Below are 15,054 nucleotides of genomic sequence, written 5' to 3'. Positions count from 1 at the left end.
GTTGAGTAACTAGCGAGCCTGCAGCGCGGCCTTGCGGCCGCGTTGCATATCGATCGGCAACAACAGCAACAGCCCGCCGATGAACAGCACGGCCGTCGAGAGGATCGCGATGCGCTGGTTGCCGCCGGTGGCCCAGGTGATGGCACCGAAGCTCAGCGGGCCGATGATGCTGGCCAGGCGCGTGGCGAAGGTCCAGAGGCCGAAGAACTCGGCCAGCTGTTGCGGCGGCGCGAGGTAGCCCGTCATCGCGCGCCCGGCCGACTGGCTCGAGCCCATCGCCAGCCCCGCGATGGCGGCGGCCCACCAGAAGCCGCCCTTGGTCGTGACCCACGCGGCAATCACGCACACCGCGGTCCATGCGAGCAGCGTCGCGGCCAGCGACACCTTGTGGCCGATGCGGTCCTGCACGTAGCCGAAGGCGAAGGCGCCGAGCGCGGCCGCGATGTTGAGCACGAAGATCAGCACCATCGTCTCGCTCGCGACGAAACCGATCACCTGCTCGGCGTAGATCGCCGCCAGCGTGATCGCGACCGCCACGCCGCCCTGGTAGCAGACGGTGCAGACCAGCAGCCACATGAAGTCACGGTAGGCACGCGCCTGCTGGAAGGTGGCCCGCAATTGCCGCCAGGCGCTGTCCTGGCCACGGCGGGCCTGCGGCACAGCGCGTTCGGGCAGCAGCGCGAAGGTGACGCAGGCGGCCACGCCGTAGATCGCCGCCGTGATCAGCATCGTGACCGGCACGAAGTGCGCCGCCGGCAGCCCATGGGCCTGCGACCACAGCACGTACGCCAGGCACAGCCCCAGCGCCAGCATGCCGCCGACATAGCCGAAGGCCCAGCCCCAGCCGCTCACCTTGCCCATGCCCTCGGCCGTTGCCAGCTCGGGCAGGAAGGCGCCGGTCAGCGACTCGCCGTAGGAATAGAAAGCATTGGAGACGATCACCAGCGCCATCGCGAGCGCGACACCCATCGCGCCGCCCGCAAAGCCAGGCGTGAGCGCCAGAGCCGCCGTGGCGAGCACGCAGCCCGTGGTCGTCATGACCAGCACGCGCTTCTTGGCGGCGCGCAGGTCGGCCCAGGCGCCGATGGCGGGCATCGTGAGCATCACGATGGCGTACGAGGTACTGAGGGCCACGGTCCACGCGAAGGTGGCCCATGGCGCACCCTTGGCGATGCCACCCACGAAGTAGGCGGCGAACACCGCCGTGATCACGACCGTGGTGTAGCCCGAGTTCGCGAAGTCGTACATCGCCCAGCCGAACACCTCGCGCTTGCGCACGCCGGGGCGCAACGCGGAGGCTGGGAACAGGGCCATGCGGCCTTGGGACCGGGCGGAGTGAAGGGTTAGTGCAGGTGGCGCGGACGACGGCCACCGCCGTGACCACCACCGCTGCCGCCGCCGGCCCCACCGGCACCGCGCGGACGCTTGCCGATTTCGAGCGAGTTCACGAGGGCATCGAAACGGTCGCTGAAGAGGCGATCGATTTCGGCGACCACGCCGCCCAGCTCAGCGCCGTCGAAGTGGCGTTCCATGAGGTTGACCACGTCTTCGACCAACAGGTCGCGCTGCACCTGCATGATCGCGGCCGGGTTGGGACCCACGAACAGCATCAGGAAGTCGTCGCGCGACTCTTCGTCAGGGTCGCCCTCTTCCTCGTCGAAATCGGTGTCGTAGAAGGTGACTTCGATCGCGGCACCGCGCTCGGAGAGTTCGTTCAGGCCCATGCACATCTCGTCGAGCGCCTGGCGGAAGTCTTCGTCGCCCGGCACGGTCCAGCAGATCTGCAGCGTGTGGTCCTTCTGCTCGAAGCGGATGCCGGGTTCTTCTTCGTAGGTGCTGGTGGCACCGTCGGCCAGCGATTTGGCGCCTGCGTATTTCCAGAGCGGCCGCAGCGCCTCCTGGATCTGCTCGAAGCTCACGTCCGAGCGCAGCGGCACATCGCCATGCACATGGATCTCAAATGGAGCGTTGTAGCGAGGCATCAAATACTCCCTTGTAAATATGGTGGTACCCGGAACGGGGGTCGAACCCGTATGCCCCGATTAAGGAAGCGGCGGATTTTAAGTCCGATGTGTCTACCAATTTCACCATCCGGGCCTCGGGTTGAACATCGACGATAACCCAAATGAAACAAGCCCCGGCAACGTCGGTTGGCGGGGCTTGTGTATCGGAGCCGATCGGTCTTGACGAGAGGGTGGAGGCGCGACCCGGAGTCGAACCGGGCTAGACGGATTTGCAATCCGTTGCATAACCGCTTTGCTATCGCGCCACGCTGAATAACGAAATCGAACTGCGAAAAAAAGGGAAGCTGCTTGCTTCCCTTTTTCAAAACTGGAGCGGGAAAAGAGTCTCGAACTCTCGACCTCAACCTTGGCAAGGTTGCGCTCTACCAACTGAGCTATTCCCGCGTTTCGAGCCTCAAATTATATACCAGTTTTTTGAGGCTCCACAAGTTCTGCAATCAATCGATCAATGTTTGACCGAGCCTTCGACGGCCGGCGCCGCAGCGCGCTGCTTGGCCAGTTCGGCCACCGCAGCAGCCGAAGCGGCCACCTCTTCGTCGGACAGCGGCTCGGGCATTTTCTCGAGCGCGATCTCAAGCACCTTGTCGATCCACTTCACCGGCACGATCTCGAGGCCGTTCTTCACGTTCTCGGGAATGTCCTGCAGGTCCTTGGCGTTCTCTTCGGGGATCAGCACGGTCTTGATGCCGCCGCGCAATGCTGCCAGCAGCTTTTCCTTCAGGCCGCCGATGGCGGTGACTTCGCCGCGCAGCGTGATCTCGCCGGTCATCGCGACGTCGGCACGCACCGGGATGCCCGTGAGCGCCGACACGAAGGCCGTCGTCATCGCCGCGCCCGCGCTCGGGCCGTCCTTGGGCGTGGCGCCGTCGGGCACGTGGATGTGGATGTCACGCTTCTCGAACACCTCGTCCTTGATGCCCAGGCGGCGCGAGCGGCTGCGCACCACGGTGCGTGCGGCCTCGACCGATTCCTTCATCACGTCGCCGAGCGAACCGGTGCGGCTGATCACGCCCTTGCCGGGCATGGTCACGGCCTCGATCGTCAGCAGGTCGCCGCCGACTTCGGTCCACGCAAGGCCCACCACCTGGCCGACCTGGTTCTGCTTCTCGGCCAGGCCGAAGCTGTACTTGCGCACGCCGAGGAACTCGTTGAGGTTCTCGCCGTCGACCGTGACCTTGGGCGTCAGTTGCTTGAGCAGCAGGCCCTTCACCACCTTGCGGCAGATCTTGGACAGCTCGCGCTCGAGCGAGCGCACGCCGGCTTCACGCGTGTAGTAGCGCACGATGTCGCGCACGGCGGATTCGGTGACGGCCAGTTCGTCGTCCTTCACGCCGTTGTTCTTCATCTGCTTGGGCAGCAGGTACTTGATCGCGATGTTGGTCTTCTCGTCCTCGGTGTAGCCCGAGAGGCGAATGACTTCCATGCGGTCCAGCAGCGCCGGCGGAATGTTCATCGAGTTCGAGGTGGCGACGAACATGACGTCGCTCAGGTCGAAGTCGACTTCCACGTAGTGGTCGCCGAAGGTGTGGTTCTGCTCGGGGTCGAGCACCTCGAGCAGCGCGCTCGACGGATCGCCGCGGAAGTCCGTGCCCAGCTTGTCGATTTCGTCCAGCAGGAACAGCGGATTGCGCGTGCCGATCTTGCTCAGCCCCTGCAGCACCTTGCCCGGCAGCGCGCCGATGTAGGTGCGGCGGTGGCCGCGGATCTCGGCTTCGTCGCGCATGCCGCCCAGCGCCATGCGGGTGTACTTGCGGCCGGTCGCCTTGGCGATCGACTGCCCCAGCGAGGTCTTGCCGACACCCGGTGGGCCCACGAGGCACAGGATGGGCGCCTTCACCTTGTCGACGCGTTGCTGCACCGCGAGGTATTCAAGGATGCGGTCCTTGACCTTCTCGAGGCCGTAGTGGTCGGCGTTGAGCACGGCCTCGGCATTGGCCAGGTCGTGCTTGATCTTGGTCTTCTTGCTCCACGGCAGGCTGATGAGCACGTCGATGTAGTTACGCACCACCGTGGCTTCGGCCGACATGGGCGACATGAGCTTGAGCTTCTTGAGCTCGCCCTCGGCCTTCTTCAGGCCTTCCTTGGACATCTTGGCGAGCTTGATCTTCTTCTCGATCTCCTCGATGTCCGCGCCCTCTTCGCCTTCGCCGAGCTCCTTCTGGATGGCCTTGACCTGCTCGTTGAGGTAGAAGTCGCGCTGATTCTTCTCCATCTGGCGCTTCACGCGGCCACGGATCTTCTTGTCGACATTCAGGATGTCGACTTCGCGCTCGAGCTGGCCGAACAGGTTTTCCAGTCGCGCCTTGACGTCGTCCAGGTCGAGCACGGCCTGCTTGTTGTCGAGCTTGAGCGGCAGGTGGGCGGCGATGGTGTCGGCCAGGCGGCCGGCGTCGTCGATGCTCGAGATCGAGGTGAGGATCTCGGGCGGGATTTTCTTGTTCAGTTTGACGTACTGGTCGAACTGCTGCATCACCGCGCGGCGCAGCGCCTCGACCTCGGTGCCCTTCTCGCCGCCTTCGGGCGCCTCGACGGGCGTCACGTTGGCCGAGAAGTGCGTCTCGCCGTCATCGATGCGGTTCACGCGGGCGCGTTGCTGGCCTTCGACCAGCACCTTCACGGTGCCGTCGGGCAGCTTGAGCATCTGCAGGATGGTCGAGACGCAGCCGACCTCGAACATGTCCTCGACCGAGGGCTCGTCCTTGGCGGCGGCCTTCTGGGCCACCAGCATGATGCGGCGCTCGGCCTCCATCGCCAGCTCGAGCGCCTTGATGCTCTTGGGGCGTCCCACGAAGAGCGGGATCACCATGTGGGGAAACACCACGACGTCCCGCAGCGGCAGCAGCGGCAGGTCGAGGGCTTCGGGGGGCAACGGGGTATGACCAGACATGAGCGTCCTTGTCCTTTAGGCCTTTTTCGCCGTTTCGCGGTACACGAGCAGCGGGGGCTTGTTTTCGTCGATGGTCGATTCCTCGACCACCACCTTGTCGACATTGGTCGCGTTCGGCAATTCGAACATGGTGTCGATCAGCGACTGTTCAAGGATCGAGCGCAGGCCGCGCGCGCCGGTCTTGCGGGCCAGCGCCTTGCGGGCGATCGCCTTGAGCGCCGCGGGACGGATTTCGAGGTCCACGCCTTCCATCTGCAGCAGCTTGGTGAACTGCTTCACCACCGCATTCTTGGGCTCGGTCAGGATCTGCACCAGCGCGTCTTCGCTCAGCTCGGCCAGCGAGGCGACCACGGGCATGCGGCCCACGAGTTCGGGGATCAGGCCGAACTTGATCAGGTCTTCGGGCTCGACTTCGCGGAACACCTCGGTGATGCTGCGCTGGGCCTTGCTCTTCACTGCGGCGCCGAAGCCGATACCCGAGGCCTCGGTGCGGTTTTCGATGACCTTCTCGAGGCCCGCAAAGGCGCCGCCGCAGATGAACAGGATGTTGGTCGTGTCGATCTGCAGGAAGTCCTGGTTCGGGTGCTTGCGCCCGCCCTGGGGCGGCACGCTGGCCATGGTGCCTTCGATGAGCTTGAGCAGCGCCTGCTGCACGCCCTCGCCCGACACGTCGCGGGTGATCGAGGGGTTGTCGGACTTGCGCGAGATCTTGTCGATTTCGTCGATGTAGACGATGCCGCGCTGGGCGCGCTCGACCTCGTAGTTGCAGCTTTGCAGCAGCTTCTGGATGATGTTCTCGACGTCCTCGCCCACGTAGCCGGCTTCGGTCAGCGTGGTGGCGTCGGCCATCACGAAGGGCACGTCGAGCATGCGCGCAAGCGTTTGCGCCAGCAGCGTCTTGCCCGAACCCGTGGGGCCGATCAAGAGGATGTTGCTCTTGCTGAGCTCGACCTCGTCGCCCTTGGTGTTCTTTTCCTTGTGGCGCAGGCGCTTGTAGTGGTTGTAGACCGCCACCGACAGCATGCGCTTGGCCGGCTCCTGGCCGATCACGTAGTTGTCGAGGTTGGTCTTGATCTCCAGCGGCGTGGGCAGGTCGCTGCGCGCGTCGCGCGCTTCCTCACCGGCCGGCAGCTCGTCACGGATGATCTCGTTGCACAGGTCGATGCATTCGTCGCAGATGAAGACCGAAGGGCCCGCGATCAGCTTCTTGACCTCATGCTGGCTCTTGCCGCAGAACGAGCAATAAAGCGTTTTTTCGCTGGAGGTGCCTTTTTTTTCGGCCATGGACTTTTGCCTCGTGACAGGGTATGGACAATGATAACTAAACAAAAACGGCGTTTCCCGTGTGGGAAACGCCGTTTTTGCCTTTTGGGCGCCCGAGGCGCCGGGCGGCATTAACCGCGCTGGGAGACGACCTGGTCGACCAGGCCGTAATCCTTGGCCTCGTCGGCCGTCAGGAAGTAGTCGCGCTCGGTGTCCGACTTGACCTTTTCCAGCGGCTGGCCGGTGCGTTCGGCCAGGATGCGGTTCATCTGGTCCTTGGTGCGCAGGATGTCGCGCGCATGGATCTCGATGTCGGTGGCCTGGCCGCGTGCGCCGCCCAGCACCTGGTGGATCATGATCTTGGAGTTGGGCAGCGAGAAACGCTTGCCCTTCTCGCCGGCCGCCAGCAGGAAGGCGCCCATGCTGGCCGCGAAGCCCAGACACATGGTCGACACCGACGGCTTGATGAACTGCATCGTGTCGTAGATCGCCATGCCGGCGCTCACGCTGCCGCCCGGGGAGTTGATGTAGAACGAAATGTCCTTGTCCGGGTTCTCGCTCTCGAGGAACAGCAGCTGGGCCACCACGAGGTTGGCGGTCTGGTCGTTGACCTCGCCCACCAGGAAGATGATGCGTTCCTTGAGGAGACGCGAGTAGATGTCATACGACCGCTCGCCGCGGCCCGACTGCTCGACGACCATCGGGATCATGCCGAGGCCTTGAATTTCCTGTGCGCTCATGAATTTGCTCTCCGGAAAATGGATTCGTTCGCTCTGATTGAACTGTACGCCTGAGTGAAATGGGGCTCGTGCCGCAAAGCACAAGCCCCATCGGCGTTGCTGCATGCAGCGACGGAAACCAGCTTACTGCTGCTGCGCCATCAGTTCGTCGAACGACACCGACTTTTCGTTGACCTTGGCCTTGCCCAGCACGAAGTCGGTCACGTTGTTCTCGATGACCACGGCTTCGACTTCCGCCAGGCGGTTGTTGTCGCTGAAGTACCAGCGCACGACGTCTTGCGGCTTCTCGTAGCTGGCGGCCAGCTCGTCGATGTGGGCCTTGATCTGCTCGGGCTTGGCCTGCAGGTTGTTGGCACGCACCAGCTCGGCCACGACCAGGCCCAGGCGCACGCGGCGCTCGGCTTGGGGGCGGAACACTTCTTCGGGGATCGGGGCCTTGTCGGCGTCCTTGATGCCGCGCTGCTTGAGCTCGGCGCGGGCGCCGTCGATCATGCGGGCGACTTCCGACTGCACGCTGGCGTTGGGCAGGTCGAGTTCGGCGTTGGCCACCAGGGCGTCCATCACGGCGTTCTTGTTGCGGGCCAGCAGGCGGAACTTCACTTCGCGCTCGAGGTTGCGCTTGATGTCGGCGCGCAGGCCTTCCACGGTGGCTTCGGCGATGCCGAGCGACTTGGCCAGCTGTTCGTTGACTTCGGGCAGGTGCGAGGCTTCGATCTTCTTCACGGTGACCATGAAGTCGGCTTGCTTGCCGGCCACGTCCTTGCCGTGGTAGTCGGCCGGGAACGACAGCGGGAAGGTGCGGCTGTCGCCGGACTTCATGCCGCGCACGGCGTCTTCGAATTCCTTGAGCATCTGGCCTTCGCCGACGACGAACTGGAAGTCTTCGGCCTTGCCGCCCTGGAAGGGTTCGCCGTCGATCTTGCCTTCGAAGTCGACCGTCACGCGGTCGTTGTCTTCGGCCACAGCGTCTTGGGCGCGCTGGGCGAAGGTGCGGCGCTGCTTGCGCAGGATGTCCAGGGTCTTGTCGATGGCTTCGTCGCCGACTTCGGCCGACAGCTTCTCGACTTCAGCGCCCGACAGGTCATTGATCTTGACTTCGGGGAACACTTCGAAGACCGCGTCGAAGGCGAGCTGGCCTTCGGGCGACTCTTCCTTCTCGGTGATGCGGGGCTGGCCGGCGACGCGTAGCTTGGCTTCGTTCGCGGCTTGCGAGAAGGCCTCGCCGACCTTGTCGTTCATGACTTCGTAATGCACCGAGTAGCCGTAGCGCTGGGCCACGACGTTCATCGGCACCTTGCCGGGACGGAAGCCGTCCATCTTGACGGTGCGCGCGAGCTTCTTGAGGCGCGAATCGACTTCGTTCTGGATGGTGCCGACCGGCAGGGTCAGCGTGATCTTGCGTTCGAGCTTCTCGAGAGTTTCAACGTTCACGGTCATGGTGTCTTCCTTGTGAGGGGTGTGGCTGGTGCGCGGGGCCGGACTCGAACCGGCACGTTCTTGCGAACGTCAGGACCTAAACCTGGTGCGTCTACCAATTTCGCCACCCGCGCGATGCCAAATTTCAGGTGAATGCAAAGGCGGACGGCCTCGGCGCTGCGGAAAAACCGCTGGCCCAAGACCGTCCGCCTGAAATCGGTCAACCGCGCATTTTAAACGCAAGAATGGGGGCCTTCCGGCTTCCCCTTTGGGGGATTTCACCCACTCTCGCGCAAGGGATACGGGCCGCGCGACAACGGCCCCTGAAAAGCGCCTTTTCAGGCGGCAGCGGTTTGCGGCTCCCGCTTGATGCGGAAGGCCGCGGCATACATGGCCGGCAGCGCCAGCAGCGTCAGCACGGTGGCCACGATCAGCCCGCCCATGATGGCCACGGCCATCGGGCCCCAGAACACGCTGCGCGACAGCGGGATCATCGCCAACACCGCCGCCGCGGCGGTCAGCACGATGGGGCGCAGGCGCCGCACGGCCGATTCGACGATCGCGTCCCAGGCCGGCACGCCGGCGGCGCGGTCGAGCTCGATCTGGTCGATCAGGATCACGGCGTTGCGCTGGATCATGCCCATCAGCGCGATCACGCCGAGCAGCGCCACGAAGCCGAAAGGCCGGTTCAGCAGCAGCAGCGCGGCGGCCACGCCGGCGATGCCCATCGGGCCGGTGATGAACACCAGCAGCGAGCGGCTGAAGCTGTGCAGCTGCAGCATCAGCAGCGTGAACACCAGGAACAGCATGATCGGCACGCCCGCCACGATCGAGGCCGAGCCCTTGGAGCTTTCCTCCACGGCGCCCGCCACCTCGATGCGGTAGCCGCCCTGCCCGGCCGCATGCCAGCCGGCTTCCAGCTCGCGCAGTTTCGGCAGCAGCTGCTCGGTCACGGTGGCGCCCTGCAGGCCTTCCACCACGTCGCCCTGCACGGTGATGGCGTAGTCGCGGTTCTCGCGCCACATCACGCCGGGTTCCCAGGTGAACACCGGCCGGGCGATCTGCGTGAGCGGGATCGAACGGCCCGTGGTCGTCGGGATGTAGGCATTGCCGATGTCCGAAATCGCCTCGCGCTCGTCAGCCGACTGGCGCAGCACGATGTCGATCAGCAGATCGTTCTCGCGGTACTGGCCGACCGTGGTGCCGCTGAACATGGTGCGCGAGGCCTGGGCGATGGCCTGGCTGGTCACGCCGAGCGCGCGCGCCTTGGCCTGGTCGATTTCGAGGCGGATCACCTTGACCGACTCGTTCCAGTTGTCATTCACGCCGCGCATGTTGGGGCTCTCACGCAGCACGGCCTTCACCTCGTCGGCGCGGGCGCGCAGCTGGGCGGGCTCGGTGCCGATCACGCGGAACTGCACCGGGTACGGCACCGGCGGGCCGTTGGGCAGCAGCTTGACGCGGCCGCGCACCTCGGGAAATTCCTCGGCCAGCAAGGCGGGCAGGCGCAGGCGCAGCGTTTCGCGCACCTTCAGGTCCTTGGCCAGCACGATGAGCTGCGACACGTTGGTCTGCGGAAACACCTGGTCCAGCGGCAGGTAGAAGCGCGGCACGCCGGAACCGATCCAGGTGCTGACGGTCTTCACGCCCTCTTCCTTCATCACGCGCTGCTCGACGCGCCTGGCCACCTCTTCGTTGGCGGCGAACGAGGTGCCTTCGGGGAACCAGATGTCCACCATGATCTCGGGCCGGCTCGAATCGGGGAAGAACTGCTGCTGCACCTTGCCCATGCCGACGATGCCCAGCGCGAAGATCAGCACGGTGGCGCCGATGGTCAGCCAGCGATGCTGCACGCACCAGTTCACGGCGCGGCGGAAGCTGTTGTAGAACGGCGTGTCGAACAGCTCGTGCGGCGGCGCGTCGGGGTCGTGCGGCTTCACCTTGAGCAGCAGCGTGCCCAGGTACGGCACGAAGTACACCGACACGATCCACGACAGCACCAGCGCGATCACCGTCACCGCGAAGATCGCGAAGGTGTACTCGCCCGTCACCGACTTGGCGATGCCGATCGGCAGGAAGCCCGCCGCCGTGATGAGCGTGCCCGTGAGCATCGGCTTGGCCGTGACGTCGTAGGCGAAGGTGGCGGCGCGGACCTTGTCGTAGCCCTCTTCCATCTTCCGCACCATCATCTCGACCGCGATGATCGCGTCGTCCACCAAGAGGCCGAGCGCGATGATCAGCGACCCCAGCGATATCTTGTGCAGCCCGATGCCGAAGTAGTTCATGGCCAGGAAGGTCACGGCCAGCACCAGCGGAATGGTGATCGCCACCACCAGCCCGGGGCGCATGTCGATGTACCAGCCGAAGCGCCCGCCCTTGTGCAGGCCCAGCGCGATGATGCTCACGGCCAGCACGATGGCCACGGCCTCGATGAGCACGCCGACGAATTCGTTGACCGAGCTGGCCACCGACACCGGCTGGTCCTGCACCTGCGCCAGCTTCACGCCGGCCGGCAGGCGCTGGTCGATGGTGGCGGTGGTGGCCTTGAGCGCCTTGCCCAGCGCGATGATGTCGCCACCCTTGGCCATCGACACACCGAGCGCGATCACTTCCTTGCCCTGGTGGTGCACCTTGACGGCCGGCGGATCGACGTACCCGCGGCGGATCTCGGCGATGTCGCCGAGCTTGATCTGGTTGCCCGAGCTGCCGCGGATCGGCATCTCGCGCAGCTGCTCGACGCTGGTGAACTGGCCGCCCACGCGCACCTGCACCACGTCCAGCGGCGACTGGATCGTGCCGGCGCTTTCGACCGCGTTCTGCGAGCCGAGCTGGGCCAGCACGGCGTTGAAGTCGAGCCCCAGCTGCGCCAGGCGCTTCTGCGAGATCTCGATGAAGACCTTTTCGTCCTGCACGCCGAACTGGTCGACCTTGGCCACGTCCTTCACGCGCAGCAGCTGCTGGCGCACGTCGTCGGCCAGCGTCTTGAGCTCGGCGTAGCTGAAGCCTTCGCTCTCCAGCGCGTAGATCACGCCGTAGACGTCGCCGAAATCGTCATTGAAGAACGGCCCCTGCACACCCGCGGGCAAGGTGCCGCGCATGTCGCCGATCTTCTTGCGCACCGTGTACCAGACGTTGGCCACCTCGGCGGCCTTGGACGAATCCTTGATCTGGAAAATGATCTGCGACTCGCCGGGCTTGGAGTAGCTGCGGATCTTGTCGGCGTACGGTGCTTCCTGCAGCGTGCGCTCCAGCTTGTCGGTGACCTGCTCGGCCACCTGTTGCGCGGTGGCGCCGGGCCAGTAGGTGCGCACCACCATCGCACGGAAGGTGAACGGCGGGTCTTCGTCCTGGCCGAGCTGGAAGTACGCGAACGCGCCCAGCACCATCAGCACCACCATCAGGTAGCGCGTGAGGGGCGCGTGGTCCAGCGCCCATTTGGAAAGATTGAAGCCGGGCGACTTGTACTCAGACTCAGGCGCCGGGGTTGTCGCGGGGGTCGCTGGGCCTTCCGTCATTTGGCGGCACCCGTTGCGATCTCCTTCTTCGTCGCGGCCACGGCCTCGACGGCCTGCTGCTTCGCCTGCGCCTGTTGCTGGCCATTGGCGGCGGCCGCCATGGCCTCCTTCGACTGGTAGATGGTGACCTTCTGCCCTGGCGACAGCACGTGCACGCCCGCGGCCACGACCATCATCCCGGTCGACAGGCCCGAGCCGATCACGGCTTCATTGCCGTCGGCCGTGACCACCTGCACCGGCTGCGAGCGCACGGTCATGCTGTCCTTGTCGAGCACCCAGACCGCCGAGCCCTTGCCTTCCTGGCGCAGTGCGCTGGTCGGCAGCTTGATCACCGCGACGTCGGTGCGGGCCAGGGCCTGCGGCCTGGCGTAGACGGTGGCGCCAAGCGCCGGCGAGGTCGCGGCGTCGATCGACACCTTGACCGAGTAGGTGCGCGTGACCGCGTCGGCACTGGCCGCGACCTCGCGCACCTGGCCCTGCAGCACCTCGCCGCCGGACCAGCCGCGCACCGCGACCGGCGAGCCGGGCTTGATCAGCGCGGCGCGGTCTTCAGGCACCGCGAACACCACGTCGCGCGCGCCGTCCTGGGCGATGCGCACGACCGGCGTGCCGGCCTGCACCACCTGGCCCGGCTCGGCCTCGATGGCCGTGATGATGCCTGCCACGTCGGCCACCAGCGTCGTGTAGCTGGCCTGGTTGCCTTGCGAGGCCAGTTGCGCCTGCGCCTGCTCGAGCTGCGCCTGGGCTGCCTTCCAGGTGGTTTCGCGGCGTTCCAGTTCGGCGCCGCTGATGAAGTTCTGCGATCGCAGTTCGGTATAGCGCTTGAGGTCGGCGGCTGCCAGATCGCGGTTGGTCAGCGCGGCGGCCTGCTGGGCGCGGGCGGCCTCGGCGGCCAGGCGGTAGTCCTGCGGATCGAGCTGAGCCAAGACCTGGCCGGCCTGCACGTGCTGGCCGAGCTCGGCCTGGCGGCGGATGATCTTGCCCGCCACCCGGAAGCCCAGGCGCGATTCGACCCGGGCCCGCACCTCGGCCGAGAACTCGGGCTGGGCGTCGTAGTCGCTGGTGCCGACGGTCACGAACTTGACCGCCCTCACGGGCTCCTGGGCAGGCGGTTTCGGCGAACAGCCGGCCAGAAAGATGGCGGGAAGCAGCAGCCAGGCGGCGCTGCGGGCACGGAGTGAGGCGGCGGAGGCGGTCATGAGACACCCAAGAAAAGAGGAACCGGGTCATTAATGACCCACCGGTTAGTAATCTAGGGTAAACGTTAAACAGTGTCAATGACCCGCGGGTCAGTTGACCATGTCGACAGCAATGTCTGCGCTAGGTTCTCTGCCCCATTTCAACCAGCCGGTTATCAGGAAGCTCGAAGTAATCGGATGCCCGGCCCGCGTTGCGCTGCAGCCAGCCGAACAGCACCCGTCGCACCGGGTTCATGCCCGGCAGGTTCTCCTCGCCCACCGAGGCGCGGGAGACGAAGTACGAGGTCTTCATCGAGTCGATGGCCAGGGTCTTCTGGTAGGCCAGGATGCGGATGAACTCGGGCACGTCGGGCCGCTCCATGAAGCCGTGGCGCGCCGTGACCACCCAGATGCCGTCCATCAGCTGCTCGGCCTCGATGCGCAGGCGCGCGTCCACGCGCGGCGTGTCGCATGAGAGCACGCGCAGCACGATCACCTGCTCGTGCAGCACCTGGTTGTGCTTGAGGTTGTGCAGCAGCGCATGCGGCACCGCCGTGGCGTCGGGGTTCAGAAACACGGCCGTGCCGCTCACCCGGTGCGGCATGTTCAGCGCCAGCGACTCGACGAAGGGGCGCAGCGGCAGGCTGTCGGCCGCCGCCGCTTCCAGGCCCAGGCGCCGGCCCTTGGCCCAGGTGGTGAACAGCACCATCACCCCGGCCGCCACCGCCAGCGTGAGCCAGCCGCCCTCGGCCACCTTCAGGCTGTTGGACACCACGAAGGTCAGGTCGACCGCCGCGAAGGCCGCCACGCCGACCGCCACCGCCACCTTGTTCCAGCGCCACAGGCCCCAGGCCACGATGCCGGCCAGCAATGTGGTCGTCACCATCGTGATCGACACCGCGATGCCATACGCCGCCGACAGCGCGCCCGAACTGCGGAAGCCCAGCACCAGCAGCAGCACCCCGACCATCAGCAGCCAGTTGACCGCGGGCACGTAGATCTGCCCGATGGCCGTGCCCGAGGTCTGCACCACGCGCATGCGCGGCAGGTAGCCCATGCGCATCGCCTGCGCGGTGAGCGAGAAGGCGCCCGAGATCACCGCCTGCGACGCGATCACCGTGGCCATCGCGGCCAGCACCACCATCGGCAGCACGCCCCACGAGGGAAAGAGCCGGAAGAACGGGTTGTCGATGGCCGCCGGGTTCGCCAGCACCAGCGCGCCCTGCCCGAAGTAGTTGAGCACCAGCCCCGGCAGCGCGATGAAGATCCACGCGAGCCGGATCGGCTTGGCGCCGAAGTGCCCCATGTCGGCGTACAGCGCCTCGCCGCCCGTGAACGCCAGGAACACCGCGCCCAGCACGGCCAGCGACTGCGCCCGGTGCACGACCAGGAAGCTCACCGCCCGGCGCGGGTCGAGCGCCGCCAGCACCTGCGGCTGCTGCAGCACCTGCCACAGCCCGGCCACCCCCAGCACCAGGAACCACAGCAGCATCACCGGCCCGAAGATCTTGCCGACCACGCCGGTGCCCTTCTTCTGCACCATGAACAGCCCGACGAGGATCGCCAGCGTGATCGGGATCACCGCGCGCTGCAGCACGGGCGCCTGCACCTCCAGGCCCTCGACCGCCGACAGCACCGAGATCGCCGGCGTGATCAGGCTGTCGCCGTAGAACATGGCCGCGCCCACCAGGCCCAAAAGCCCGATCCCGCGCCACACCCAGGGCCGGGTCTTGGGGCCCGAGACCGCGTTGCGCGCCAGCGCCTGCAGCGCCAGGATGCCGCCCTCGCCGTCGTGGTCGGCGCGCAGCACGAACACCACGTACTTGAGCGTCACCACGAACATCAGGCCCCAGAAGATCAGCGAGAGCAGGCCCAGCACCGCGTCGGGTGAGAACGGCACGCCGTGCTCGGGGTTCATCGTCTCCTTGAAGGCGTACAGCGGCGAGGTGCCGATGTCGCCGAAGACGACGCCCAGCGCCGCGATCATCAGCCCCGGCCCGGCCGCGTGTGCCGTGTCGCCCGAAGCGGGAA

General features: G+C 65.9%; 9 protein-coding genes and 4 tRNA genes. All 13 read right to left on the bottom strand.

The features are described 5' to 3' along the window. Positions 1-9 precede the first annotated feature (9 nt). A complete protein-coding gene (locus tag AC1RGU_RS08405; protein ID WP_492695932.1) occupies positions 10-1,314 on the bottom strand; it encodes an MFS transporter in 1,305 nt (434 codons plus the stop codon). 29 nt (positions 1,315-1,343) lie between these two features. Then, positions 1,344-1,982, bottom strand: coding sequence for a DUF6806 family protein (locus AC1RGU_RS08400; protein ID WP_095745079.1), 639 nt, complete (start codon positions 1,980-1,982; stop codon positions 1,344-1,346). 23 nt (positions 1,983-2,005) lie between these two features. Further along, positions 2,006-2,097, bottom strand: a tRNA-Leu gene (locus tag AC1RGU_RS08395). A gap of 98 nt (positions 2,098-2,195) precedes the next feature. Continuing rightward, positions 2,196-2,269, bottom strand: a tRNA-Cys gene (locus AC1RGU_RS08390). 63 nt (positions 2,270-2,332) lie between these two features. Beyond that, positions 2,333-2,408 (bottom strand) — tRNA-Gly (locus AC1RGU_RS08385). 61 nt (positions 2,409-2,469) lie between these two features. Beyond that, the gene (gene lon, locus AC1RGU_RS08380; RefSeq protein ID WP_159277150.1) at positions 2,470-4,911 is read right to left on the bottom strand and encodes an endopeptidase La; all 2,442 of its coding nucleotides are present in this window, start codon (positions 4,909-4,911) and stop codon (positions 2,470-2,472) included. 15 nt (positions 4,912-4,926) lie between these two features. Next, positions 4,927-6,195, bottom strand: coding sequence for an ATP-dependent Clp protease ATP-binding subunit ClpX (gene clpX / locus AC1RGU_RS08375; RefSeq protein WP_062475840.1), 1,269 nt, complete (start codon positions 6,193-6,195; stop codon positions 4,927-4,929). 110 nt (positions 6,196-6,305) lie between these two features. After that, a complete protein-coding gene (gene clpP / locus AC1RGU_RS08370) occupies positions 6,306-6,914 on the bottom strand; it encodes an ATP-dependent Clp endopeptidase proteolytic subunit ClpP (RefSeq protein WP_062475843.1) in 609 nt (202 codons plus the stop codon). A 123-nt stretch (positions 6,915-7,037) separates the two neighbouring features. Then, positions 7,038-8,351 carry a trigger factor gene (gene tig, locus AC1RGU_RS08365; RefSeq protein WP_070060465.1) on the bottom strand — a complete coding sequence of 438 codons (1,314 nt, stop codon included), beginning with the start codon at positions 8,349-8,351 and terminating at the stop codon, positions 7,038-7,040. 26 nt (positions 8,352-8,377) lie between these two features. Then, a tRNA-Leu gene (locus AC1RGU_RS08360) sits at positions 8,378-8,464 on the bottom strand. 204 nt (positions 8,465-8,668) lie between these two features. Beyond that, positions 8,669-11,845, bottom strand: a complete 3,177-nt coding sequence (locus AC1RGU_RS08355) for an efflux RND transporter permease subunit (RefSeq protein WP_492695929.1) — start codon at positions 11,843-11,845, stop codon at positions 8,669-8,671. Further along, the gene (locus AC1RGU_RS08350) at positions 11,842-13,044 is read right to left on the bottom strand and encodes an efflux RND transporter periplasmic adaptor subunit (protein WP_139703705.1); all 1,203 of its coding nucleotides are present in this window, start codon (positions 13,042-13,044) and stop codon (positions 11,842-11,844) included. Before AC1RGU_RS08350 ends, AC1RGU_RS08355 begins: the two co-directional genes overlap by 4 nt. Positions 13,045-13,165: 121 nt before the next feature. Further along, positions 13,166-15,010, bottom strand: coding sequence for a potassium transporter Kup (locus AC1RGU_RS08345; protein WP_492696450.1), 1,845 nt, complete (start codon positions 15,008-15,010; stop codon positions 13,166-13,168). Positions 15,011-15,054: the final 44 nt, after the last annotated feature.

The sequence above is a fragment of the Variovorax sp. GW823-FHT02B07 genome, from assembly GCF_058797695.1.
The sequence above is the reverse complement of the archived record's forward strand: the minus strand, read 5'-3'. Positions and strand labels throughout refer to the sequence as shown.

Excerpts from the sequence above, each read along its gene's own strand:
- lon (WP_159277150.1), bottom strand. The coding sequence starts at position 4,911 with ATGTCTGGTCATACCCCGTTGCCCCCCGAAGCCCTCGACCTGCCGCTG.
- AC1RGU_RS08405 (WP_492695932.1), bottom strand. The coding sequence starts at position 1,314 with ATGGCCCTGTTCCCAGCCTCCGCGTTGCGCCCCGGCGTGCGCAAGCGC.
- clpP (WP_062475843.1), bottom strand. The coding sequence starts at position 6,914 with ATGAGCGCACAGGAAATTCAAGGCCTCGGCATGATCCCGATGGTCGTC.
- AC1RGU_RS08355 (WP_492695929.1), bottom strand. The coding sequence starts at position 11,845 with ATGACGGAAGGCCCAGCGACCCCCGCGACAACCCCGGCGCCTGAGTCT.
- AC1RGU_RS08400 (WP_095745079.1), bottom strand. The coding sequence starts at position 1,982 with ATGCCTCGCTACAACGCTCCATTTGAGATCCATGTGCATGGCGATGTG.
- tig (WP_070060465.1), bottom strand. The coding sequence starts at position 8,351 with ATGACCGTGAACGTTGAAACTCTCGAGAAGCTCGAACGCAAGATCACG.
- clpX (WP_062475840.1), bottom strand. The coding sequence starts at position 6,195 with ATGGCCGAAAAAAAAGGCACCTCCAGCGAAAAAACGCTTTATTGCTCG.
- AC1RGU_RS08345 (WP_492696450.1), bottom strand. The coding sequence starts at position 15,010 with ATGATCGCGGCGCTGGGCGTCGTCTTCGGCGACATCGGCACCTCGCCG.
- AC1RGU_RS08350 (WP_139703705.1), bottom strand. The coding sequence starts at position 13,044 with ATGACCGCCTCCGCCGCCTCACTCCGTGCCCGCAGCGCCGCCTGGCTG.